At 43.3% G+C, this 25142-nt stretch carries 16 protein-coding genes; 3 read left to right on the forward strand and 13 right to left on the reverse strand.

The window, feature by feature from the left end; genetic code table 11:
- Positions 1-6: 6 nt before the first annotated feature.
- The 10 genes from purF to L3V43_RS15995 form a co-directional block, all read right to left on the reverse strand.
- Positions 7-1539, reverse strand: a complete 1533-nt coding sequence (gene purF / locus L3V43_RS15950; protein WP_235368086.1) for an amidophosphoribosyltransferase — start codon at positions 1537-1539, stop codon at positions 7-9.
- Positions 1540-1557: 18 nt separating this feature from the next.
- The gene (locus L3V43_RS15955; protein WP_010369359.1) at positions 1558-2052 is read right to left on the reverse strand and encodes a CvpA family protein; all 495 of its coding nucleotides are present in this window, start codon (positions 2050-2052) and stop codon (positions 1558-1560) included.
- 61 nt (positions 2053-2113) lie between these two features.
- A complete protein-coding gene (locus L3V43_RS15960) occupies positions 2114-2740 on the reverse strand; it encodes an SPOR domain-containing protein (protein ID WP_237116869.1) in 627 nt (208 codons plus the stop codon).
- Between the two features lie 36 nt (positions 2741-2776).
- Positions 2777-4033 carry a bifunctional tetrahydrofolate synthase/dihydrofolate synthase gene (gene folC / locus L3V43_RS15965; protein ID WP_102056437.1) on the reverse strand — a complete coding sequence of 419 codons (1257 nt, stop codon included), beginning with the start codon at positions 4031-4033 and terminating at the stop codon, positions 2777-2779.
- A 26-nt stretch (positions 4034-4059) separates the two neighbouring features.
- Positions 4060-4935, reverse strand: a complete 876-nt coding sequence (gene accD / locus L3V43_RS15970) for an acetyl-CoA carboxylase, carboxyltransferase subunit beta (RefSeq protein ID WP_010606271.1) — start codon at positions 4933-4935, stop codon at positions 4060-4062.
- Positions 4936-5069: 134 nt separating this feature from the next.
- A complete protein-coding gene (gene truA / locus L3V43_RS15975) occupies positions 5070-5864 on the reverse strand; it encodes a tRNA pseudouridine(38-40) synthase TruA (RefSeq protein ID WP_010606270.1) in 795 nt (264 codons plus the stop codon).
- A gap of 142 nt (positions 5865-6006) precedes the next feature.
- Positions 6007-11451: a FimV/HubP family polar landmark protein gene (locus L3V43_RS15980; protein WP_237116868.1), complete on the reverse strand. Its 5445-nt coding sequence runs from the start codon at positions 11449-11451 to the stop codon at positions 6007-6009.
- A gap of 289 nt (positions 11452-11740) precedes the next feature.
- Entirely contained in the window at positions 11741-12757 is a 1017-nt protein-coding gene (locus L3V43_RS15985; protein WP_010606268.1) for an aspartate-semialdehyde dehydrogenase, read from the reverse strand.
- A gap of 37 nt (positions 12758-12794) precedes the next feature.
- The gene (locus L3V43_RS15990) at positions 12795-13919 is read right to left on the reverse strand and encodes a 4-phosphoerythronate dehydrogenase (protein WP_102056436.1); all 1125 of its coding nucleotides are present in this window, start codon (positions 13917-13919) and stop codon (positions 12795-12797) included.
- 83 nt (positions 13920-14002) lie between these two features.
- Complete coding sequence (locus L3V43_RS15995; RefSeq protein WP_010606266.1) at positions 14003-14323, reverse strand: DUF6419 family natural product biosynthesis protein; 321 nt, start codon at positions 14321-14323, stop codon at positions 14003-14005.
- A gap of 532 nt (positions 14324-14855) precedes the next feature.
- Here L3V43_RS15995 and fadE point away from each other — a divergent pair.
- Positions 14856-17309, forward strand: coding sequence for an acyl-CoA dehydrogenase FadE (fadE, locus tag L3V43_RS16000; protein WP_039496080.1), 2454 nt, complete (start codon positions 14856-14858; stop codon positions 17307-17309).
- Between the two features lie 283 nt (positions 17310-17592).
- Here the strand turns inward: fadE and L3V43_RS16005 are convergent, their stop codons facing one another.
- A complete protein-coding gene (locus tag L3V43_RS16005; RefSeq protein ID WP_237116867.1) occupies positions 17593-19851 on the reverse strand; it encodes a DUF5916 domain-containing protein in 2259 nt (752 codons plus the stop codon).
- A 189-nt stretch (positions 19852-20040) separates the two neighbouring features.
- Here L3V43_RS16005 and L3V43_RS16010 point away from each other — a divergent pair, with 189 nt between their 5' ends.
- Positions 20041-22008, forward strand: coding sequence for a winged helix-turn-helix domain-containing protein (locus L3V43_RS16010; protein WP_237116866.1), 1968 nt, complete (start codon positions 20041-20043; stop codon positions 22006-22008).
- Between the two features lie 9 nt (positions 22009-22017).
- On the opposite strand, the gene L3V43_RS16015 is transcribed toward L3V43_RS16010, so the two are convergent.
- The gene (locus L3V43_RS16015) at positions 22018-23091 is read right to left on the reverse strand and encodes a DUF6136 family protein (protein ID WP_237116865.1); all 1074 of its coding nucleotides are present in this window, start codon (positions 23089-23091) and stop codon (positions 22018-22020) included.
- Between the two features lies 1 nt (position 23092).
- Positions 23093-23686, reverse strand: a complete 594-nt coding sequence (locus tag L3V43_RS16020; protein WP_010606261.1) for an ATP-binding cassette domain-containing protein — start codon at positions 23684-23686, stop codon at positions 23093-23095.
- 280 nt (positions 23687-23966) lie between these two features.
- On the opposite strand from L3V43_RS16020, the gene L3V43_RS16025 reads away from it, so the two are divergent.
- Positions 23967-24626: a hypothetical protein gene (locus tag L3V43_RS16025; protein ID WP_102056431.1), complete on the forward strand. Its 660-nt coding sequence runs from the start codon at positions 23967-23969 to the stop codon at positions 24624-24626.
- Positions 24627-25142 lie beyond the last annotated feature (516 nt).

Raw genomic sequence — 25142 nt, forward strand, 5'->3', positions numbered from 1 at the left:
ACTAGTTTAGTCGCTTTCGGTGCTTTCCGCTTCTTGATTGTGTAGCTCAAGGCTTGCAGACATCGCGGCTTCACGATTAGACTTTGCCGAATCGTTGCGTAGCTCATCAATATGGTTGAGGTAGTTCTGGTCAACGTCACCTGTGATGTATTGACCATCAAATACCGAAGTCTCAAAGCGAACGATCTCTGGATTTTCTTGACCAACGGCTGCAATCAAATCGCTTAGGGATTGGTAGATCAAACCGTCCGAGCCAATACTCGCATTGATATCTTCCACTTCACGACCATGAGCGATTAGCTCTGATGCAGAAGGCATATCGATGCCATATACGTTCGGGAATCTTACCTCTGGTGCTGCTGATGCAAAGTACACGTTCTTCGCACCCGCTTCACGCGCCATTTCAACGATTTGCGCTGATGTTGTGCCTCGCACAATCGAATCGTCGACAAGTAGCACGTTCTTACCAGCGAATTCTCTGTCAATCGCGTTAAGTTTACGACGTACAGACTTCTTACGCAGCTCTTGGCCAGGCATAATGAAAGTACGGCCAATGTAGCGGTTCTTAACAAACCCTTGGCGATAAGGAAGCCCTAGCACGGAAGCAATTTCAAGTGCGATATCACATGATGTTTCAGGGATTGGGATAACCACGTCGATATCTTTGTCGCCCCACTCTGTCGCGATTTTCTCACCGAGCTTGGTACCCATATTCACGCGAGTCGCATAAACAGACATTTTATCAATGTTTGAATCTGGACGAGCAAAATATACAAACTCGAAGATACAAGGTGCAAGCGTCGTTTTAGCAGCACAGATCTGAGAGAAAAACTCACCTTTTTCGGTTACGTAAATGGCTTCACCAGGTGCAACATCTCGCACAAACTCAAAGCCATCCGTTGCCAATGCAACACTCTCTGAAGCGAACATGTATTCCATGCCACGCTCAGTTTCTTTCTTACCGAACACAAGCGGACGAATACCATGAGGGTCTCTAAATGCCAAAATACCATGGCCGATGATCATCGCGATACTCGCGTAACCACCAGAAACAATAGACACAACCTCAGTTACTGCCGTAAACATGTCTTCCGCGTCTAATTTCATCTTGTCTGTTTTGCCAAGCTCGTGAGCTAAGATGTTCAGCAGGATCTCTGAATCAGACGTAGTATTAACGTGGCGACGCGCTTGAGTAAACAAACGCTCTTTTAATTTTTCTGCATTGGTTAAGTTGCCGTTGTGTGCAAGGGCAATACCAAATGGAGAGTTTACGTAGAAAGGTTGAGCTTCTGCTGAGCTTGAAGAGCCAGCAGTAGGATAACGTACATGACCAAGACCAATGTTGCCCTGTAGGCGTTTCATATGTCTTGTATGAAATACGTCTTTCACTAGACCGTTTGCTTTTCGTAAGCTAAACGTATTGTTGTCAATGGTAATAATGCCAGCCGCATCTTGGCCGCGGTGTTGCAAAACAGTTAAGCCGTCATAAATCGCCTGATTAACAGGAGATGTTCCGACTATCCCAACGATACCACACATTAAAAATTTCCTCGCCGATTAACGGTTTACTGAATCTAAAAAGCTCGAGTTATGTTCAAGATAGGAGAAAAACCACTCTATCACAAAGCCAAATTCAGGAATTAAGTTTGATGTTTTCCACCACTGCGTGTCTGGCGCACTGGTAAACGCATCAAGGAAAAAGAGTAAGGCGCTAACGACCAACACACCTCGAAGTCCACCGAATACAATCCCAAAGATCCTATCGGTGCCTGAGAGCCCAGTTCTTTGAACCAGTTCACTCAAGACATAATTAACAAGCCCGCCTAACATCAAGGTCGCAAAAAAGAGTATGGCTATTGCGGCTGCATTTCTTAAAAGGGGTTCTGAAATGAATGTTAGGAAGGTTGCGAGATATTGGTAAAAAATACTAGAGATGAAAAAAGCGCCGATCCATACGACAAGTGACATCGCTTCTTTGACAAAGCCACGAAGCAAGCCAAAGATAGTCGATAAACCAACAATACCAAGAATGGCGTAATCAACCCAGATCATAGTAACCAATAAGTCGTTAATGTGGGGCGCATTCTAAAAGGTTTGGCATCTAAATGCCAGATCATTTTGTCACTTCAAATTGTGTCAAACGACCATTTAACTTAGTTAATTTCTTTAGTTCTGGTAACTTAGCTTCAAGTTCAGCTTTATTTAAGTCTGGTCCGACAAACACTTTTGTCAGTGTACCATTAGGGGTTTTAACGGGTTTTGTAAAGGTTTTAAAGCCATTGTCAGCAAGCTTCTTCGTCAGTGCATCGACGTTCGACTTATGCGAAAAGCTACCAAGCTGAATGACATAGGCCATTTTTGAAAAGTTAGCACTCTCTGGACGCGTTAATTTCGCCACCTCAACTTTGTCGGTTGTTACGACGGGTTTCGCCTCAACGTGTGTAGGTGACGTATCTGATTGCGGCGCATTGGCTAGCGTTGTCTCTTCCGTGCCTTCTAGTTTTGCATCATCGGCGTGAATATCTTCCAACGGATCAGAGGGCAACTCAGGCGCAAGCTTGGCTTGCGCATCCACTTTTTCTTGGAGATCAATGGTTTTGAACTCAGGTCTTTCAGGGATCGCTTGAAATCCTTCCTTGTAGTGGACCTTTTCACCATCAAGGATATTTGGAATAAAGATCACCGCAGCAACCACGACGATACTCGTTCCAACAAGGCGATTTATAAATACTGAGTTCACAACTTTACTCTCTACTAAACGTTAAATCTTCTTTGGTTATTTTCGCCAGTATTCCATTGCCTCAGCAACGGTAAAGAACGAGCCAAATACCACCAATGCCTGATCGCTCGTAAGGGTATCGAGCTGAGTATCAAGTGCTGCTGTAACGCTATCGAATAAGGTGACATTGCAACTTGGGTCAAGCAAAGGTTTAAGGTTTTCCGCACGCTCTCCACGAGGCCCTGAAAGTGAAGCTAAACTCCAGCTATCTACATATTGGGTGACTTCTTTCAGCACACTGGCTTTGTCTTTATCCGCAAGCATAGCGACTAAGGCATGAATTTTAAACCCTTTTTGCTTTAGTTCTTGTAACTTAGTTGCCAAATATCTTGCAGACTCTGGATTATGAGCAACATCTGTATAGACTAGCGGCGTGGTATTGAGTCGCTGAAAGCGACCTTCCACTTGCAAATTTGCCAAACAAGTCTTCACTGCATCATAGCTAGGTAGCAACTCAAGTTTAGCTAATACCGTTAACGCTGTCGCAGCATTTTGTGCTGGAATGGCTGGTTTGTCGAAGTGCCAATCAAAATCAAGATATTGCCATCTAAACTGAGAATCTAGCGGGGTAAAATAAAAATCGCGCTTTGATAACACCATATCTGCCGCAATTTCGTCGCCATAGTCTGTAACCGTATGTGGAATATTTAAATCGCCAACGATTGCAGGCTTACCACTGCGGAAAATGCCAGCTTTGTCATAGCCTACCAGCTCTCGGGTATCACCCAGATACTCTTTATGATCTAAGTCAACAGTCGTGATAACAGAGGCAAATGGCGAGACTATATTCGTCGCATCAAAGCGCCCGCCTAAACCAACTTCAAGCAAAATATAATCAACCTTACAGCGCTTGAAAATACTTAACGCGCCAAGCGTACCAAACTCAAAATAGGTCAGCTGAGTGTCTTTGCGGGTGTCATCGAGGAATTTAAATGCATCGATATGATACTGATCTTCAAGCTCTGCCCCATTCACTCGGACACGCTCGTTGTAGCGCACTAAATGTGGTGAAGCGTAGGTGCCAACCGAAAACCCTTGTGCGAGCAACAACGACTCCAAGCACCTGGCCGTTGTGCCTTTACCATTGGTTCCACCAATTAGAATAATTTTACTGAAAGGCTCAAGTAATCCGGCTTGCTCGGCAACTTGCGCTACACGCTCAAGTCCCATTTCAATGGTGGCTGGATGAATTGCTTCTAAATAACAAAGCCAATCATCAAGGCTTGATGATTGGCTAGGCTGTTTAACCGTCATAAGTTGAGTAGCTCAATTTGAAAAATTTACGCTACTCTATGCTCTTGTTCAGTGGAAGGCAAGTCCATAAACTTCGCCAAAATACGCGCTAACGTATCGCGCATTTCACGACGGTCGACGATCATGTCAATCGCACCGTGCTCTAATAAGAACTCACTGCGCTGGAAACCATCAGGTAGAGTTTCACGTACAGTTTGTTCGATAACACGTGGACCCGCAAAACCGATAAGTGCTTTTGGCTCTGCCACATTGATATCACCAAGCATTGCCAATGATGCAGAAACACCACCCATAGTTGGATCGGTTAATACAGAGATAAATGGCAAGCCTTTGTCACTCATTTTTGCCAATGCAGCACTTGTTTTTGCCATTTGCATCAATGACATAAGTGCTTCTTGCATACGTGCACCACCAGATGCAGAGAAACAGATTAACGGCATGTTATGTTCTAAACAAACGTTAACTGCATCAACAAATCTCGCACCAACAACCGACGCCATTGAACCACCCATAAAGGAAAACTCAAAAGCAACAGCAGCAACAGGAATACCCTTTACGCGGCCTTTCATTGCAACTAAAGCGTCTTTTTCACCACTTACCTTTTGCGCTTGAACGATACGATCTGAATATTTTTTAGAGTCTTTAAACTTTAATACGTCTTGTGGCTCATGCTCTGTGCCAAGCTCTTGACGATCTGCATCATCTAAAAAACTTTCAAGGCGCTTACGTGCCGTAATGCGCATGTGATGATCACACTTAGGACATACGTTTAACGACTTTTCTAATTCCGCTTTGTATAGGATTGAATCACAATCTGTACACTTTGCCCAAACCCCTTCTGGGATCTCTTTTTTACCAGAAGATTTAGTGGTTTTAGGTAAGATCTTTTCTAACCAACTCATTTGCAACTCTCTATCGTGCTTTATTCTGTTCCGTCAGTAAAGACAGACATCTTTTCCCAATTAAATCATGATTTAGCTATAGGTGATATAAAAAACTGGTCTTAAGAGTACAAGGTACTACATAAATATGACCGTTACACTAATTCCTCAGGCAAGAATAAAGGCCCAAGCGGCATCTTTTCTATTTGCCATTGTTCAGGATAGTCCACATCAACTAAATACAATCCGTTAGGTTTTGCCGTAGCACTTGCTAACGTGCGATCTTTTGCAACAAGCAGCTCCGCCATCCACTCAGGCTCTTGCTTGCCAACACCAATATCAAGTAAACAACCTGTAATATTGCGCACCATATGATGCAAAAACGCATTTGCTTTAATATCAATGACAATATATTTGCCAATGCGTTTCACCTCTAAGTGATGGATATTACGAAACGGCGTATTAGACTGACAATGTACCGCCCTGAAAGAAGTGAAATCTTGCTCCCCTATCATCACAGGGCATGCAACTTTCATTCTTTCAACATCAAGCTCGTGGTGAAAATGCGTTACGCCACTGCGTAAAATACCCGGCCTGTAGGTGTGATTATAAATAACGTAGCGGTATCGACGAGCTGTCGCAGAAAAACGAGCATGGAACTCAGGGTCGACTTCTTTAGCAAATCGTACCGCAATGTCGTCGGGAAGCTGAGAGTTCATTCCTAATGTAAAAGCGCTCATATCGCGAGCAGAATCCGTGTCAAAATGCACGAGTTGACCCGTTGCATGAACCCCTGCATCAGTGCGCCCCGCGCAAGTTATCTCAACGGGATGATTACAGATATTCGATAGCGCTTTTTCTATTTCTTCTTGGACACTGCTGACATGATTTTGCCTCTGCCAACCACTATAATTTGCACCATTATATTCAATGCCTAACGCTACTCGCATACTTTTTCTATCGCAACCCATAACAAAAACGACATTTTATGCCATTGGCGATGTGAATTAAAGCGCTTAAGCTAAGAAGTAGATGATGATACCGGCCAAACAAGGCAATTACTTTGTTTGGTCGGTATCGTTGATGTGAGTATTAAGACTCTGTAAGACTGGATTTAAGCGACTTAGCCTCAGCTTGCACCGAATCCGGACCGTTCTCAATAACATCGTTGAGCGTTGATATCGCCGAATCATAATCTTGAATTTCGATATAAGCTTTCGCTAAATCTAATTTAGCGGCGAATCCTTCATCCTCTAAATCAACATCCGTGGTATTTTCACCCGCTAATAGCTCTTCAAAATCGCCAAGCCCAACATCCATATTTGCACCGACGTAAGGTTCAACATCGCTATCAAGATCGTCGCTTTGTTCAAGTAGGTCTTCAATTTCTAAGTAGTCTTCTGTACCTTCGGCGTCCGTTGGTAACGCTTGGGCTTCCCCTGCGACCAATTCGTCTTGTAACAAGCTATCGAAATCTACTTCAAAATCTTCTGCATTTCCGGCGTCAAAGTCACTGGGATCGTCCAGTTCGCTGAGTAGAGCATCGAAGTCTGCTTGGGTAAAGTCAGCCATAAATTCTTTTTCAATCTCGGCTTCATTGACCTCTGGTAATTCAGATTCAGTTTGTGGCTCAGAAAGTAGAGTTTCCAAGTCATCTTCATCGTTTAATTCTGGCAGCACGTCTTCGATTTCAAGCTCAGGTTCAGACTCAAGCTCATCATTTTCTGCAGCTTCGACCGGTGCTTCAGGTTCGTCTTCAAGCAAGGTCTCTTCGTCAAAATCTGCGTTTAACTCTGGCAGATCATCTTCGATTTCAAGTTCAGGTTCAGACTCAAGCGTATCACTTTCTGCTGCTTCGACCGGTGCTTCAGGTTCGTCTTCAAGCAAGGTCTCTTCGTCAAAATCTGCGTTTAACTCTGGCAGATCATCTTCGATTTCAGGTTCAGGTTCAGACTCAAGCGTATCACTTTCTGCTGCTTCGACTGGTGCTTCAGGTTCGTTTTCAAGCAAAGCCTCTTCATCAAAATCTGCGTTTAATTCTGGCAGCTCGTCTTCAACTTCCAGTTCAGGTTCAGACTCAAGCGTATTACTTTCTGCAGCTTCGACTGGTGCTTCAGGCTCATCTTCAAGCAAGGTTTCTTCGTCAAAATCTGCGTTTAACTCCGGCAGCTCGTCTTCAACTTCCAGTTCAGGTTCAGACTCAAGCGTATCACTTTCTGCAGCTTCGACTGGTGCTGCAGGCTCATCAGCAAGCAAAGTCTCTTCGTCAAAATCTGCAGTTAATTCAGGCAGCTCGTCTTCGATTTCAAGTGCAGGTTCAGACTCAAGCGTGTCACTTTCTGCTTCTTCTGGCTCGTCTTCAAGCAAAGCCTCTTCATCAAAATCTGCAGCTAACTCTGGCAGCTCGTCTTCGATTTCAAGTTCAGGTTCAGACTCAAACGTATCACTTTCTGCTTCTTCGACTAGCGCTTCAGGTTCGTCTTCAAGCAAAGTCTCTTCATCAAAGTCTGCAGTTAACTCTGGCAGCTCGTCTTCGACTTCCAGTTCAGGTTCAGACTTAAGCGTGTCACTTTCTGCTTCTTCGACTAGCGCTTCAGGCTCATCAGCGAGCAAAGTCTCTTCGTCGAAATCCGCACTAAATTCAGGCAAATCATCTTCATCAAAGTCAGAGATTTCATCGTCGAGAAGATCGTCATCAAGCCCATCCTCTATATCAAATTGAGCGTCATTGGATAATGCTTCTGATAGTGCTTTTTCGGTTTCGCTTTGCGAGTCAGTAGTTTCAAGTTCTTCACCAAGCTCCAGCTCTGGGTAACTATCTAGTTCTGCGCTTGGTTGCAGATCTTCTTCGTCAAGAAACTCTTCTTCTGCCAGTAAATCCACTTCGTCATTAAGTGGATCATCTCCCAGTTCAATTTCAACTTCTTCATCCGAGAAGTCGTCTTCAAGTTCAGCATCCAACTCAAACTGTTCTTCGGCTTGAAGCTCCTGTAATAGCTCATCAACACTTTTTAAATCAGGATCTTCAAATTCACTGTCTTCGTCAGCTTGAACATTCTCATCACTAAAATCTGCTTCATTGGCTAGATCGGACTGTAATGTATCTTCCACCGGTTCTTCTGATGATTCCGGAATTGCATCCTCTTCATCCAACATACCAGACAAGTGTCCTGACTCCGTTTGCTCAGGCTCAGCTAAAAGCTGTTCAGATCCTAGTTCACGCTCGTCAGATACCTCTTCCAGATTTGGTAAAGCATCTTCTGGTGCTTCATCTAATAAAGCATCAAGCTCGTTATCTGCTGGCTCACCAACTTCCTCTTCAAGCTCCGGCAAAGCTTCTTCTGCCGTTTCGTCAACTAATGTATCGAGTTCAACGTCGGCCAGTTCATCAGATTCATCTTCCAGTTCTGGCAAACCATCTTCTGGTGTTTCGTCAACTAATGCATCGAGATCGTCGTCGGCCAGTTCATCGGATTCTTCTTCCAGCTCTGGCAAGGCTTCTTCTGGTGTTTCTTCAACTAATGTATCGAGTTCAACATCGGCCAGTTCATCAGATTCTTCTTCCAGCTCTGGCAAACCATCTTCTGGTGTTTCGTCAACTAATGCATCGAGATCGTCGTCGGCCAGTTCATCGGATTCTTCTTCCAGCTCTGGCAAAGCTTCTTCTGGTGTTTCGTCAACTAATGCATCGAGATCGTCGTCGGCCAGTTCATCAGATTCTTCTTCCAGCTCTGGCAAACCATCTTCCGGTGTTTCTTCAACTAATGTATCGAGTTCAACATCGGCCAGTTCATCGGATTCTTCTTCCAGCTCTGGCAAAGCTTCTTCTGGTGTTTCTTCAACTAATGTATCGAGTTCAACATCGGCCAGCTCATCAGATTCTTCTTCCAGCTCTGGCAAAGCTTCTTCTGGTGTTTCGTCAACTAATGCATCGAGATCGTCGTCGGCCTGTTCATCGGATTCTTCTTCCAGTTCAGGTAACAGCTCTTCCTGTACTTCATCTAATAAAGCATCGAGTTCATCGTCGGCCTGTTCATCGGATTCTTCTTCCAGTTCAGGTAACAGCTCTTCCTGTGCTTCATCCAATAAAGCATCGATATCATCACCAGCGAGATCATCTGACTCTTCTTCTAATTCCGGCAACGTATCTTCTTGTACTTCATCTAATAAAGCATCGAGTTCATCGTCGGCCTGTTCATCGGATTCTTCTTCCAGTTCAGGTAACAGCTCTTCCTGTGCTTCATCCAATAAAGCATCGAGTTCATCACCAGCGAGATCATCTGACTCTTCTTCTAATTCCGGCAACGTACCTTCTTGTGCTTCATCTAATAAAGCATCGATATCATCACCAGCGAGAGTATCTGACTCTTCTTCTAATTCCGGCAGCGTATCTTCTTGTGCTTCATCCAATAAAGCATCGAGTTCATCACCAGCGAGAGCATCTGACTCTTCTTCTAATTCCGGCGATATATCCTCTTGCGCTTCATCCAATAAAGCATCGAGTTCATCACCAGCGAGATCATCGGACTCTTCTTCTAATTCCGGCAACGTATCTTCTTGTGCTTCATCCAATAAAGCATCGAGTTCATCACCAGCGAGAGCATCGGACTCTTCTTCCAGTTCAGGTAATATATCCTCTTGTGCTTCATCCAATAAAGCATCGATATCATCACCAGCTAGATCGTCAGACTCTTCTTCTAATTCCGGCAACGTATCTTCTTGCGCTTCATCCAATAAAGCATCAATATCATCACCAGCGAGAGCATCTGACTCTTCTTCTAATTCCGGCAACGTATCTTCTTGCGCTTCATCCAATAAAGCATCAATATCATCACCAGCGAGAGCATCTGACTCTTCTTCTAATTCTGGCAACGTATCTTCCTGTGCTTCATCCAATAAAGCATCGATATCATCACCATCAAGCGTATCTGGCTCTTCGTTAATTTCAGCTAACGCATCGTCTTGAACTTCATTTAATAGAGCATCAATATCATCACCCGCAAGCTCACTACTTGGTTCCTCAAAATCAGGCAGTGCATCATCGTCAGCATCTTGAGAAGCATCAAGTAGTGCATCGATATCATCAGCATCGACTAAGCTCTCACTATCAAAGTTGCCGCTAAATTCGGGCTCTTCATCTAGCGCCCCGTCAAGAATTGAATCGATATCATCGTCGTTTGCAACAGCATCCGCTTGCTCATCAGCAAGTTCCTCGCTCAGGGCAGCAAGCGCATCATCGCTAACATCAATTTCTTCGTCTTGAGACTCGTTGAACAAATCATCTAGATCGCTGTCACTTAAAATATCCTTGCTATCATCAACATCGAGCGAAACTTCATCATCAGCCTCCTCGAAGCTCTGTTGCATAAAGTCTTCGTCGTGATCATCACCAAACGAAATATCTTCGTTTAGTAAGCTATCCAGTTCGTCTTGATCTAACGTATCACTTCCTTCATCGAAGTCGTCATCAAGTGAGTCAAAGGTAATTTCATCGTCTTCAGGTAAGATATCGTCATCTAACTGAACGCTTGCGCCCAGTGCATCTTCATCGTCGCCCATTCCGATATCAAGTGGGTCTGGCTCAGGGTCAAATGCAGTCGCAGCGGTTGCAGCTCCCGCCGCAGCGCCTGCAGCCACGGATGGTGTTTGCGGAAGAAAATCGTCATCATCTGTTGACGTCTGAGATTGCTTTCTCCGGCGTAGGAACATAACGAATCCAGCAATTGCCAGTAGTGCTGGCAATGTAGCAAGTAATGCAATGCCAGCTGGCGAGCTAAAAAATGCGCTTAACTCGCTACTTTCTTGCGCTTTTGCTTGAGCGGCTTGCTGATCAATCATTTCATTTTGCAAGTCGATAACAGCCTTTAGCTGTTGTTGGATTTCGCTGTCTTTTCCAAGCTGAGTACGAACCGTTTGAAGCTCGGTAGAAATAGCGCCGAGCTGTTGCTTTAACTTATTGTTTTCGGATAGGATTTCTTCAACATTACGCACCGAGGACTTGAACTCTTTTTGTAAGTCCATCAGCCTCATGTCCTGTTCCATCTTTAAAGAGCGCAGTTGATTAGTCAGGTCTTTTTTTGCTTCTTCAACATCGACTTTACGAGCTTGCGTAACCTTTTTTTCAGCTTCGTTGATTGCATTTGGGTTCAATAATCCCTTACGCTTCATTTCCCAAAGTTTGTCATCTTGATCCGACTTTTGCTTTGCCAACTCAGGGTTTACACTGCGAATTTCATTGATGGTAGGAATACGTAAATACGCCCCATCCTGCATATGGTTGAGGTTTTTATCTAGAAATGAATTAGGATTTTTATCGTAAAGCGCCTTCATCACCTGATAAATGGTGACCGAGTCATCTGGTCGCACTTTTTGTGCTATACGCCACAATGTATCCGTGGGTCTGATAGGCCCTATTGACCGACCTTGAGCCCCATAATCAACCCCTTTAGGGCCTTTTAGCACTACCCCCTCTTGGGTATATACTGGTGTGGCAATCAGTGCGAATACAAAGATACTAAATAAGGCTAAACCGCGCATGCCGATCCTTTACTCAAATGTTTAACACCCGTTAAACGACATTTTATTATTATGGCTTTGAAGCAAGCTCTATTCCAAATGCAAACTATAAACCAGATATGTTGGAATATCCATTGCAACGTATTGAAAGTTAACATGGTTATAATGCTTTTTACTGATTCTGGAATAGTTGATATAGGTGAAGAATAGTCAAGTATTTGACCTAACGGCAAACTTCTTGGCAGAAGTTTGCCGTTATAACGCAGAATAGTAAGCAAAATTTTGCTTACTTTGCGATATCAAAGGGTACCTATAGATAGCTTTCTATAAGGGCTTCTGCTATTTGAATGCTATTTGTTGCTGCACCTTTTCTGGTGTTGTCTGATACCACCCATAAGTTTAAGCCCAATGGATGTGAAATATCTTGCCTTACACGACCCACATAAACGGTATCGTTACCACTTGCATCACTTACCGGTGTTGGGTAGTCGTTTTCGTCTTCAATTAGTTCAACACCCGGCGCATCAGCAAGTAACTGCTTAACATGTTCAAGATCATAAGGCATGCGCGTTTCAAGATGAATGGCTTCAGCATGACCAAAAAACACAGGAACGCGAACCGCAGTCGGGTTAACCAAAACACTTGAGTCGCCCAAGATTTTTTGCGTTTCCCACACCATCTTCATTTCTTCTTTGGTGTAACCATTTTCTTGGAACGCATCAATTTGAGGAATGACATTAAAAGCGATTTGTTTGCTAAACACTTCGTTTTCCATCGGTCTTGCATTCATTAAGTTTGCAGTTTGCTTAGCCAACTCATCTACCGCTTCTTTACCTGCACCAGATACCGCTTGATAAGTTGAGACATTAATTCTGTCAATGCCATAGGCATCATAAATTGGTTTAAGTGCCACTAGCATTTGGATTGTAGAGCAGTTTGGGTTAGCAATGATATTACGATTTCTAAAATCGGCAAGACTGTCTTTATTCACCTCAGGAACTACTAATGGAATATCAAAGTCGTATCTAAAATGTGAGGTGTTATCTATCACAATGCAGCCAGCGTCAGCGGCGATTGGTGCATATTTCTCCGACACGGAACCACCCGCTGAAAACAAACCGATATGGGCATTAGAAAAATCAAACTCTTCAACATCCAGAACTTCGATTTTTTCACCCATAAAGTCAATCTCTTCACCCGCGCTTCGGCTACTCGCGAGTGGGTATAATGTGTCTACAGGAAACTTTCGTTCTGCTAGTAATTCGATAATTTGCTTGCCAACAAGACCTGTTGCGCCAAGTACCGCAACATTATATTTTTGCGACATTATTTTTCCTCATTCTGTAATATACCAACCACAGCACTTAACTCTTGTGCTCAGAAAAGCCAAGTTGGTAAAGCTTTTCACTGATTGGTGAGTCATTATTGACTGCAATTGTACTAAATTCTCGACGCACGGGATATGCTTTACGCAAGGTATCAAAGCCCAATGTGTTTAGCTGTTTTCTCATGATGCCATCATCACGACGAATGTCATAAACAAGATGCGCTAAATTGATAATATCCTGCTCGTTGGCTGTGCTTTGCAATTGGCAGCCAGTGACACTTGGCTTAGGAAGAAAATCACTAATCGTTTTGCTGGCTGGTAAATCGAATTCTCGGCATACGGCTTCGTATAACATTTGCGTGCCTCGCGCCTTACCCTCTAGCGTATGGCCGGCAATATGCACAGATGCAAAGCGAGTATATTGCAATAATGACTGCAAAATATTCGGCTCATTTTCCCAAACGTCTAAGATCAGCTCGAGCGCTTGCCCCTTCTCTACCGCGTGCAAAAGCGCTTGATTATCGATAACATCTCCACGGCTTGCATTGATTATCACCGTACCCGGCTTTAATGCCGCTATCCGCGGTGCATCAAGTAGATGAACCGTTTTATGCGGGCCTTGCTTAACTAATGGAACGTGAAATGTCACGATATCCGCGCGCGCTAAGGCTTCATCTAAGGCTACATGTGAATCCAATGTCCCCGCTTGCTGTCTTACGGGGTCACACAATAATATCGTAAGACCAAGCCCTTTAAGCTTTGATGCCAAACACGCGCCAATATTACCAACACCAATGATGGCAATCGTTTTATCTTGAAGTGGCGTGGAAGTTTCTTGTGCGTATGCAAGTAGAGCGCTTATCACGTACTCGGCAACAGCTATCGCATTACAGCCTGGTGCGCTGCTGAACGAGATATTGGCGCTGGCCAACAATGAGGTATCAATATGATCAATCCCTATTGTCGCAGTCCCAACAAACTTCAGATTATCTGCTTGTGCTAACAGGGCCTCATTGACCTTAGTGACTGAGCGAGTCAACAGAATATCGACGTTTTTTAGCTCGTCAGGTTGAAGGTTACGGCCATCAAACCGTGTTACCTCACCAATTTCGCAGAAGAATGACTCAACTAAGGGCATATTTTGATCGGCTAATATTCGCATGCGGGTTTCCTGTCACCTATTGTCTCGAGTACTCAGGCGATAACACATCGCCTGAGTCGAGTTTAACATGGCAAGCTAGGCGACTAATAATAAAACCTTTTATTTTGTGTCACCGCTTTATTGCAACCAAACGCTATTGCAAAAAACATCACACAGCATACAAAAACGACCGCTCCCTTGAGACTTAACCAGCCACCTGAATCAAGCAAAGGACAAAACGTCATGGCCAACACGTTAATACAACACAATAATAAAGCCCAACGGGTATAAGCTCGGTAGCCAAGTAATGCGGCAAACAAACTGCTAAAAACATTAAAAATTACCGCTTCAGGAAAGAGGTGAAAGGCCGACAACATGGCGGCAAAGGCCAAAATAGTGACTAGATAAAAAATACTCTGCTGCATCTTGTTTCTCCTTAACATGGACAGCAATATCAACCGCTACACTAGGTCGTAGCGATAAATCCTAACTCACATAGCTACCAAGAAAATGGACTGCATTTGCTACTCCTTAGCAATTCTTAAAAGCACCATTTCGTGGCTATGCTTAACCCAATTGTAGAAACATTAACGTGTATTTCAATGCAAATCCGACATGAAGTTTTGGCAATTATAATGCACAGATAACGAACTTCTCTGAAAGAAATTTCATGTGCATTTTCGTCATATTGCACTACGTTCATTACACTTAAATATCGATCAGTAATTAATAGCGTTGAAAATTCTCTCAGGTTATAGCTGGGGTGTAATCAATAACTTTTAAATTACTGACATGAGAAGCATGACTCATTTAACACTCAGATTCAGTACAAAACGTAAATAATATGTCACAACAAGGCATCAACTAATTCGCATAGAGGGTATGAAGACGCTTGAAATATCAGCGTTAACCAGCTAGTCTAACTGGGTGGTCAGACCTCTTATAAGGAAGAACAACATGACACTTATATTTGTTCTCGCGTTGTTAGCCTTGCTCAGCGCAGCAAGCTATCATCGCGCAAGCTGGAATACCGCTCTAGGTATTGCAGCAGTTACAATGCTAGTTGGCACCTTTGCTGGTGCATTTGGCATTATCTCTTGGTTAATTTTCTTAGCGATTGTTATTCCGCTTTCAGTAACGAACCTGCGTCAGCAGTACATCGTGGCTCCAGCATTTAAAGCGTTCAAAAAAGTTACGCCGACAATGTCAGAAACCGAAAAGTCAGCGATTGATGCAGGTACAACTTGGTGGGAAGCCGATCTATTTTGTGGTAACCCAAACTGGGATAAACTTCATCAATTTCCAAAGCCACGCTTGAGCGTTGAAGAGCAAGCGTTTTTGGATGGTCCGGTGGAAGAAGTATGTGCCATGCTTAACGACTGGGAAGCAACACATGAGCTGACTGACTTACCGCAAGACGTGTGGCAATACTTAAAAGACAACAAGTTCTTTGCGATGATCATCAAAAAGCAATACGGTGGTCTTGAGTTTTCAGCTTACGCGCAATCTTGTGTACTACAAAAGCTTACCAGTAAATCAACTTTACTTTCGTCTATCGTGGGCGTACCTAACTCGTTAGGCCCAGGTGAACTACTTCAGCACTACGGTACTGACGAGCAAAAGGAACACTACTTACCTCGTCTAGCAGTGGGTGATGAAATCCCTTGTTTTGCATTAACGTCACCAGAAGCGGGCTCTGATGCTTCATCTATCCCTGACTTTGGTGTGGTATGTAAAGGTGAATGGGAAGGTGAAGAAGTATTAGGTATTAGCCTAACGTGGAACAAACGTTATATTACTTTAGCACCTGTTGCGACTGTACTTGGTCTGGCGTTTAAGATGCGCGACCCGGATGGTCTATTAGGTGATAAAGAAGAGCTAGGTATTACTTGTGCGCTTATTCCTACAAACACGCCTGGCGTAAAAATTGGCCGCCGTCATTTCCCACTGAATGTACCATTCCAAAATGGCCCTACCCAAGGCGAAAACGTGTTTGTACCACTCGATTTCATTATCGGTGGCGCAAAAATGGCAGGACAAGGCTGGCGCATGCTGGTTGAGTGTTTGTCGGTTGGTCGTGTTATTACGCTACCTTCAAACTCTGCCGGTGGTATTAAATCCCTTGCAGTTGCAAGTGGTGCATACAGCCGCATTCGTCGCCAATTCAAACTTCCTATCGGTAAGATGGAAGGGATTGAAGAGGCACTAGCGAAACTTGGTGGCTATGCGTATAGCTCTGATGCTGCGGTGACTATGTCAACTGGCGCGGTAGATTTAGGTGAAAAACCTTCGGTTGTTTCTGCCATTTTGAAGTACCACTTAACCGAACAAATGCGTGCTTCAACCATCCATGCCATGGATATTCATGGTGGTAAAGGGATTTGTCTAGGTCCAAACAACTACGTTGGCCGTGGTTACCAAGGTGCACCAATTGCAATTACGGTAGAAGGTGCAAACATCCTAACCCGTAACATGATCATCTACGGTCAAGGCGCTATTCGCTGCCATCCTTTTGTACTGGCTGAACTTGAAGCTTGTTCTATCAAAGATAAACAAGAAGCGCTTGATAGCTTCGATAAATCCTTGATGGGTCACATCGGTTTCACTATGTCGAACTTGGTAAGAACTAAGTGGTTAGCGCTAACCGGTGCACGTTTCACCAAAGTACCATTTAACGATGAAACCGCTGTTTATTATCGTAATGCTGCTCGTTACAGTGCATCATTGGCATTAATGTCTGATATTTGTATGGCTGTATTTGGTGGTTCACTGAAGCGTAAAGAGCGTATTTCTGCACGTTTGGGCGACTTATTAAGCTACCTTTATCTGGTTTCTGCAACGCTTAAGCGCTATAACGATGAAGGTCGTCGTAAAGAAGACTTACCTTTTGTGCAATGGTCTTGTCAGGAGCACCTGTACCTTTGTCAACGTGCCCTTGCTGACTTAATCAACAACATGCCTTCTGCTGCATTACGTGGTTTGTTGAAAGTGGTACTGTTCCCATTTGGTCGTCCGGTTCGTAAACCAACCGACAAAATGGAGCACAAACTTGCTCAGCTACTTCAAGTACCTAGCGAAACGCGTGACCGCCTTGCAACACACATCTACTTAAAAGATGAGCCTCTGTGCTTGCTTGGTAAGCAAGAGCAAACGCTAAAAGACATTCTTGCCGTAGAGCCGTTATTTGAAAAGGTATGCCGTGGTACTGGTAAAAAGTTACCGTTTATGCAACTTGATAAAGTAGCAGCAATGGGGCTTGAAGCAGGTGTACTGAGCGAAGACGAAGCAGCTAAATTGACTGCCGTTGAAGCAAAACGTCTTGCCGTTATCAACGTTGATGACTTTGACCCTGAAGAGTTACTTGCCGGTAAAGCAAGAACGAAGGAATCAAGTAAAGCAGACGCAGCATAACTATTTTTGTTTAGGTAGTGTGATCCATACTACCATAGCAATTAGCGTGGATATAAAGGTCAGAATTTTCTGACCTTTTTTCTTGGCAGATTATACCAATTTGACTTAATACTTGCTCAATTTGAAGGAATAAATCTGACGCTAACAGCGTTAAAAATTTCTTATTTAGAACAACTAAATAACAAAATTTTTGCCTGGTTATCGACAAGATTTTCTCGCCTCAAAATAGACCACTTAATTAAGAAAATTGGTATTAGAGCCGGGGGAACACAGCTCTAGTGTTTTAAAATAAATATCGCACTTTAAACGTCACTAAGTCTTGCACTGGTTGCTGCCATAAATCAGCGACACTACCAAACCAGTCTCTGCGCCCGACTTGCGACTTTTCAAGTGTCGAAAAGTTTGCACCTCCGCGTTGATACACTAAAAAAATATCTGAATATGCACCCATGCGATAACGCAGTTTTATCTGGCTTGCTAAGCGCCTGTCGTCAAAACTGGTGTCACCATGAATTTCGCGAAGCTCGCCATTGGTAATTTGATAAATCGTCTTACTTTGCGCTTCAAGTATCGTCCACTGTAGCGAACCACTGAGTTCAAGGTTGTCGGTGATCCGACCATTAAATTCCAACTTATTGGAAAACTCATCTCTGTCGTATTCACTCAAGCGGTTTTGCCCGTTCGCCATCAGCCAGCCATCACCGCTTCTAAAGAAATTACTCAACTTAAGGTTCCAGTTGTAGTGTGGCATCCACGTCAAATCCACAGCGTATTGCTGTGCTGAGCCTGATATTCCCTCTTGGTCAAGCTCTATACTCGCAGCCCAAGAAAAATCCCCCACATAAGGGCTTTGATAAAAGACCCGAGACTCCACACGGCTTGGCATCTCAAACACCTCAGTGCCTCGCCCTAAGTTGTCTTGTTTACCGCTAGTGTAATAATCTAGCCCGAGGTTAAGCTGACCACCATTTGCCAACAAAAACTGCGCTAAATATGCTTGTCTGGCCGCTAAACCTGTTCCAGCATTGTTTTGCTCATGCCTCAGTGTGAGTGACTGCTTAAACCTGGTAAACCAGCTGTCTTTTGGGTGCATCGAGTATTCACCATAAAGCTCGCTCACCTGCCAGTCATTGCGTTTCATATAGCCGAGATCACGGTTATCAAATTCGTCATCCACAGCAAAGTAGCGCGCAGCGAACTTCGTCTGTAAAGAAAGTTGATACTCCGCGTCTAGCGATACACCTTGACCTGTAACACGTTGCTTTTGTGTTTCTACCTCAGTTTGTAATAGCGCGCCTTTGAAAGACCAAGTATCACTACGATACTGGCCGTCAACGGCATAACTCATGGCATCGCGTTCAAGAAATGGCCGTTCTGTTTTGGTCGCAAGCACACCGGCCTGCCAATCTTGCGTGCGATAATTAGCTCTTGTTGCAAAAAACTGCTTACCAATATCGTCCGAAAAGTCCGACTCAGACACAGCAAAAGTACCAAATTGTACCGACTTTCCTTTATGCACAAATCGTAGTGCCGCATCTATGGGGGTGATTGCGCGTGTACCATCATCACTTGATGCCCCTATCCGACGAGTATGAATAAGCTTAGTGCTTTCAAGTGCAGCAACGTCAAAAAGGCTGATATCTTGGGTGAAAAATGGACGTTTATCGGTGCGAAGCGTTTCCACGGCTGAATAATTCACGTCAACATCATCGATATCCACCTGACCAAAGTCAGGATTCACGGCAAGACTCACCTTCTGATGATGAGAAGGCTTGTAAAACAAATCAAAGCCAACATCGGACTGGTGCTGGCGCTCGGAAGGTGAAGTGCTTAGCGGTGCAAATTGAGCCTGATGCGCAAAGTAAGGCACAAATGCCAATTGAGAATGCGCGGGGATCTGTGCTGCGATCTTTGGCATGGTCAGGAAGAAATCACTATTTGCTGTTGTATCCTCATGGTTTGCATAGATAAAATTACTTTTAAGTTCATACAACTGTACCGAAACCCCAATCTTTGTAAGCCCCTGCTCATCTCCTGGCTGAAACGACACGGTATGCCAAGGGATCAATAATTCCGTGGTCCAATACGTATCGTCAATGTGATTGGCATAGTGCCAGTCCCCATCCCAATCGTAATCCACGTTTAAGCTTGGGGTTACAACACCATCTTGCGAGCCGCCACCTAATGTCACCGAAAATTGATATGCACTACTACCGTCGCCTGAAAAGTCCACTACTACCCGATTGAAGTCAGCTTGCATAAAGCGGTCATGGATATTGAATTGTCGCTTGCGCTCGGCTTCATTCTGGAAGTTTTTAATACCAATATAAACACCGTCGGCGGTTGCAAAAGCTTTTGCGGTAATTTTGTCATTGGCAGATGCCAAAGTTACAGGCACAACCTGAACAAATTGTTCAAACTGTGTAGCTGAACCCCACTGCGCTTCATTCAACTTACCATCAACCACGATAGGTTCCGCAAGTGCAGCTCCTGCCATCATGGGATAACTTAAACCGAGCCAAAATTTATTGCTTTTATTCATACATACTTTCCTCAGAGTTATGCCTGCTATTGCAACAAACTTTGCCGTAAAAAGTTCTTAACTTTTTCTGAAGAAAGCTGACTTAACCTTTATAAACATTGACTTAATCTTAAGAAACGCTAACGTTATGGGAACAATTGGTTTTAATTATTGAAATTGGTACTCAGCGTGCAGGCACAGGAAGTAGAGATGGTTTGTTTTGGACATTGGCAGTTTGATCTCCAGCAAGATTGCCTAACACATAGGCAAAGCCAAGAAACCGTAAAACTTGAGCCACAAATGGCAAGGTTACTCGCGCTTTTTATTGAGCATCATAACGAAGTGCTAGAGAAATATTGGCTTACCGAACAGCTGTGGCAACATGCGGTTGTCGAACCTAATAGTCTTTATCAGCTTCTGACTAAACTGCGAAAAGTGCTCGGGGACGACCCTAAAAACCCGATTTACATCAAAACCATCCCAAAGCGGGGCTATCGCTTTATCGCACCACTAGAAAGACATGAAATAGCGCCTCGTCATACGGCAAAACCAGTCAACGTAATCGCCAAGTCCCGTATTTTTTCACTCAGTGCCGTCGCAATGGCAGTGTTATGCTTTGGAGCAATCGCCTTTTTTAATCAAGCACCAATAGAAAAAACACCATCACGCTACGAAACCTCGAGCCTCAGTCATGAGCTTGGCCTTGAATTTGACGTTGATGCCCACCAAAGCAAAGATCTCATCGCCTATGTAAAAGATTTTACCCACCTTATTATTGCCAACAAACAAGGCTATCAATTAAATGAACACCGCTTTGATTCGCGGATCAGCTTTCCAAGTTGGAGTCCCGACTCAGATAAGCTGGCATTCTGGCAATATCAAGGTAGTGGCTGTCAACTTCATGTTATGACTGCCGCAGGGCAATTTTTCCACAGTTCTCAAATTCTTCCGTGCCAAGTTGGTACTAAACCCGTTTGGAAAAATGACAAAGAGCTCATCCTAACGTTCGGCCAATATAATGCCAAAGCAGCACACCTTTACCGGCTTGAGTCCCATCAAATGGTTAAGCTGCCACTTGCTTTGGCAGCCAACGAGCGGTTAAAAATGGCCCTTCGAGCATGGCAAGATAAAACCTATTATTTAGTTCAAGATAAACAAGGGTTCGCAAGACTACAAACGCTCGATGGCACGGTACATCTAAAGTGGTCAGCTCCAGTCACTTCAGTTGCGTTTGATGTTTATCATCAAGCTGTGATTGCGAGCCAATATGGCAGCCTATCGCGACACTTTAGAGACGGTGACAGTCAAGCCATCAAAGAAACGGAAATTGGCTTATACACAAGCTTCTCAAGCGATAATCGCGGCGATATATTCGCGGCATTGGAGAGTTTTCAAGTTAATATCAAAGACCGAGATGATCTCCCCTTATTTTCAAGCTCAAGCATCGACTATCTACCACTGACCAACAGCTTGGGGGAAACGGCGTTTATGTCGAGGCGCAGCGGCGTATGCGAGGTGTATCTATATCACGATGATAAAATCAATCAGCTTTCCTTTCATCAGGGGCATGAATACGTTGGTTTTTTAGTATGGAGTCCAGAGCTGAGCTATTTGGCCTCAAACCGTGATAACGATTTAGTGATATACGACCGAAAACGCCCACTCACCCAGTTCAATTCACAGCTGAGTCTGCCCGTCAAAAGCATGGGCTGGATAGATGAGCAAACACTATGGGCTTATGACGGCGAAACATTAAACCAATACAGCTTGTCTGGGGCGCTTATCAGCAGTCATGATAGTACAGCTGACTTTGTCTTTTATCACCCCGAAAGACAAACCTGGTTTGTGCTACAACAAAACCTACTGCTTGAGTACGAGACGCTCTTCGAAAGCGACTCAGAAGCGTTAAATAAATATGCGTTAAGTCAAAAACAAACCAATCAATTTAGTAACTTAAGAATTCGCGGCAACGACATCTATTGGCAATCCGCTTGGTCAAAAAGGGACTACATTTGGCAACTCACCTTGATGCCAGAGCAAAACCCTACGCTTAAAAAAGTCGGCCACTTGATTTGGCACTACGATATCGACGCGCTTGGGGATCTACTCATAGCAAAAATGGAAAGTGTAGAAGGCGATATCAAGAAACTGACTCGCCTACCAGAAGCTGCCAACTAACGATTATCATTACAAAAGCACATACGCGGTATAGCTCAGCACTAAGGTGCTGAGCCAAGTCATAGCTAAAAGCTGTGGACTTTTTAATGCACTTAACACTAAAAGTGGTAGAAAGGCATAGGGTAACAGGCTCACTGCACTCAGTCCTAATAACATATAGACAGGCACTGAAAAACAGACGGCAGCCGTCAGCACAATAATCCAGATGCTCTGCTTTGCCGATTGCAGCTTATCTATACTCAACCAATATGCAGTGCGGTCGTAGACTTCAGGTTTGAGATCAATGGCAAGGCTCGACCACCATAATAGATTTAACGTCACCAGACCTGGAACGTAATTTGCCATCAGATCGGGGCGCTCTGCGCTTAAGATCGCGCCAAACCATAGCACCAACACACTCATCACAATGCGCCGAAGCAACACAAAATAGTGGTTGTAAGCAAAGCTCAGCCAAAATGTCGTCAACCCTTTAACCATTACCGATAACGTCACTTTACGCGGTAGCAAAGCAGCACAACCAAACACTATTAGGTTTACAGCAATCAAATACCAAGTAATTTCGACAACAGCAAAACTGATAATAGCTGTTATCAATAATCCAATACTGGTCCCCAAAGGACGATAAATAAAACAAAGAGCAACGAAGAATTGCGTCACCGCAAAAAACAGTAAATGCCATGCTTGTGTGATTTTCTCAATTCCAATCGAGTAGCAAAGAATTAGCGTCATCAATAATAAGGGGTGAACAACCAGTACGGACAATCCATCCGCCACTTTTTGATGGATGGTACGATGCAGGATCGTGTGGTGGTAACTTCGGTGCGCTTTGTCCAAAACCGCATCTCGAAACACAAATAGAATAAAGCTTTGCGCCGCAAGTAATCCCCACGCAATTTGTACCTGTGCAACGGGATTATCACTTTCTACAATTTTACCTATACCCATAAATAGTATTGCGATAAAACCTAGCAGATAAACTTGAAACAATGCAGCTATCATCAAGCCAAATTGCTGAAGTTGCTGGCCTATAGCTTGCAGCGATAAGGAAAGTGATGCTTTTCTGTAACGATAGTAATAAAGCATATTAACTACCCTGTTTTGGTGCTAAGGGAACAGAGTGAAATCCAACTTGTAAAAAAGGTTCAGGCTCATGACTTGTCATCAGCACCATGCCAGCGTAGTTTTGCGCGAGCTCAACGATATATTCGCAGCCTGCCGCGTCCAAAGCTGCAGTAGGCTCATCGAGCAATAAATAAGGGGTATTACGCATCAAGGCATTAATAAGCTGAAGCTTCTTTTTGTTACCAGAGGAGAGATCCGCGTAACGCGTCATTAAAAAGGTTTCAAACTGAAAGTCGTTTACAAGCTGCGAAGGAAAATCACATTGCCATGCGGTTGATGTGAGAGTTAATAACTCTTTTGCACGCAAAAAAGCAGGAAATGGAATGTTGTCTGACGCAAGTGCAACAAGTGTTTGGCGTTTATCGATTTTCTTGTCTTGTAATAGAATGTCGCCATTGAACGCATCATCAAGCCCAGCAATCATGCACAGTAAGGTGGTTTTCCCTACGCCATTCGGCGCCGCTAAACAAATTCTATTATGCTCAAACTCTTGTGAGTAATTGTCAAACAGTACCTCTTTGGAGAAGCTTTTACTTAGAGATTTTATCGTTATCATCTTGCTCTACACTATAAATCCAAATAGGGATTTATATTTATGTTTAAAAATGTAGTTGTCATAAAACTTAACTTATTACAAAAGCCAATATTTATCACCTAGTTAGAAAGTAAAATGACATATATTACGTACCTTATTTTGTAACAAAGCCTTACACTCTACATTTTTTAACATCTTATAAACATCATTAAGTAACCTTTCATTTTTCCATCCTATACTCTTGCTCCGAAATCGCTTGAATAACGACCTATGTTCAAAATATTGATAAAGGAGATCAACTATGAACTTTCGTATCCTAACTGCAGCCACCCTATCCCTATTAGCGGTAGCATGTTCGTCTGAAGATATCGAGACCGCCAACTTCGGTTCTGACATCTATAAAAACCAATATAACTTGGTTAATGCCACCGATTATGAAATTGCATTTCACCTTGCTAACACTGAGCTAGACGGTGATGAACGAAATGTCGCTGACGATAAATATCGCGTCAAAGTACTAGCTTCCGGTTCAGAACCCGTACGCATAACACACGAACATAACACCAACCGTGAAATCAGTTTTTATGCTGAGTCAGTCAACAAGCTTGGCATGATAGAACAAGAAAAAATTAAGGTAAGTAATGACCGAGATTATCACTTTGTTGTAATGCAGGATAGCAACGATACCTTAGATATAAAGGTGGTTAGAAAGTCTAAAGACGATCACGATAATAAATTTACCGTACGAGTATTAGCTTCCAAAACAATGACATTAAATATTAACGGTTCAGACGTTGAATTTGATAAAGGAGAAGTCAGTAGCTGGTATCAAGTGGATGACTGTAATCAAGATATTATGATGGGTGATGAGGTTATAAGTCTTTGCAATGCATCACTAGACCGCTCTTACTTACTCGTCGTCGGTGAAACTGGATTAATGAGCACCGTTTTAGAATACTAACTAATTAGTGTTTTTGAGGCTGCCGATATTCCGGCAACCTCAACGGTTAGCCGTCTAGATTTATATTTATAACGCATTTTTTATTCACAAAAAATTCAACTTTCTGCCGAAATAAGTCAATTCTATTCATTTTCAGATCCGACCATACAAAATAGTGACATTTGTCATAAGTCAGTTTTATTAAACTTTCCACGCGCAATAAAAATAGAGTTTTAGCTTTAAAAATCAATTAATTCTTTATATCTCATAGAGATAAAAAACAGCTATTAACAACTCCATATTGCAATCATTTTATAACATTTCAATTATGTTAACGTTAGATTTAATTAACATTAAAATGTCAAATTTTTCGTGTTGACACCCTGAAAACTCGGGCTTAACCTAGCCGCCGTTCTTAAAACACAACAATCAAAAAATCACATTTAATATTTTTTATTTACAAATAAAATAATCTTGTAACAAAGATAGCGACAATAGTATCGCGACAAAGCCGACCAAGTTAGCGGATTGGCACAC

Source organism: Pseudoalteromonas sp. L23, assembly GCF_021728455.1.
Lineage (GTDB): Bacteria > Pseudomonadota > Gammaproteobacteria > Enterobacterales > Alteromonadaceae > Pseudoalteromonas.

What these genes read in the sequence shown, in the direction of transcription:
- accD (WP_010606271.1), bottom strand. Translation starts at nt 4,935, where the DNA reads ATGAGTTGGTTAGAAAAGATCTTACCTAAAACCACTAAATCTTCTGGT.
- L3V43_RS16005 (WP_237116867.1), bottom strand. Translation starts at nt 19,851, where the DNA reads ATGAATAAAAGCAATAAATTTTGGCTCGGTTTAAGTTATCCCATGATG.
- fadE (WP_039496080.1), top strand. Translation starts at nt 14,856, where the DNA reads ATGACACTTATATTTGTTCTCGCGTTGTTAGCCTTGCTCAGCGCAGCA.
- L3V43_RS16015 (WP_237116865.1), bottom strand. Translation starts at nt 23,091, where the DNA reads ATGCTTTATTACTATCGTTACAGAAAAGCATCACTTTCCTTATCGCTG.
- truA (WP_010606270.1), bottom strand. Translation starts at nt 5,864, where the DNA reads ATGCGAGTAGCGTTAGGCATTGAATATAATGGTGCAAATTATAGTGGT.
- L3V43_RS16025 (WP_102056431.1), top strand. Translation starts at nt 23,967, where the DNA reads ATGAACTTTCGTATCCTAACTGCAGCCACCCTATCCCTATTAGCGGTA.
- L3V43_RS15955 (WP_010369359.1), bottom strand. Translation starts at nt 2,052, where the DNA reads ATGATCTGGGTTGATTACGCCATTCTTGGTATTGTTGGTTTATCGACT.
- L3V43_RS16020 (WP_010606261.1), bottom strand. Translation starts at nt 23,686, where the DNA reads ATGATAACGATAAAATCTCTAAGTAAAAGCTTCTCCAAAGAGGTACTG.
- L3V43_RS15980 (WP_237116868.1), bottom strand. Translation starts at nt 11,451, where the DNA reads ATGCGCGGTTTAGCCTTATTTAGTATCTTTGTATTCGCACTGATTGCC.
- L3V43_RS16010 (WP_237116866.1), top strand. Translation starts at nt 20,041, where the DNA reads ATGGTTTGTTTTGGACATTGGCAGTTTGATCTCCAGCAAGATTGCCTA.
- L3V43_RS15985 (WP_010606268.1), bottom strand. Translation starts at nt 12,757, where the DNA reads ATGTCGCAAAAATATAATGTTGCGGTACTTGGCGCAACAGGTCTTGTT.
- purF (WP_235368086.1), bottom strand. Translation starts at nt 1,539, where the DNA reads ATGTGTGGTATCGTTGGGATAGTCGGAACATCTCCTGTTAATCAGGCG.
- L3V43_RS15995 (WP_010606266.1), bottom strand. Translation starts at nt 14,323, where the DNA reads ATGCAGCAGAGTATTTTTTATCTAGTCACTATTTTGGCCTTTGCCGCC.
- folC (WP_102056437.1), bottom strand. Translation starts at nt 4,033, where the DNA reads ATGACGGTTAAACAGCCTAGCCAATCATCAAGCCTTGATGATTGGCTT.
- L3V43_RS15990 (WP_102056436.1), bottom strand. Translation starts at nt 13,919, where the DNA reads ATGCGAATATTAGCCGATCAAAATATGCCCTTAGTTGAGTCATTCTTC.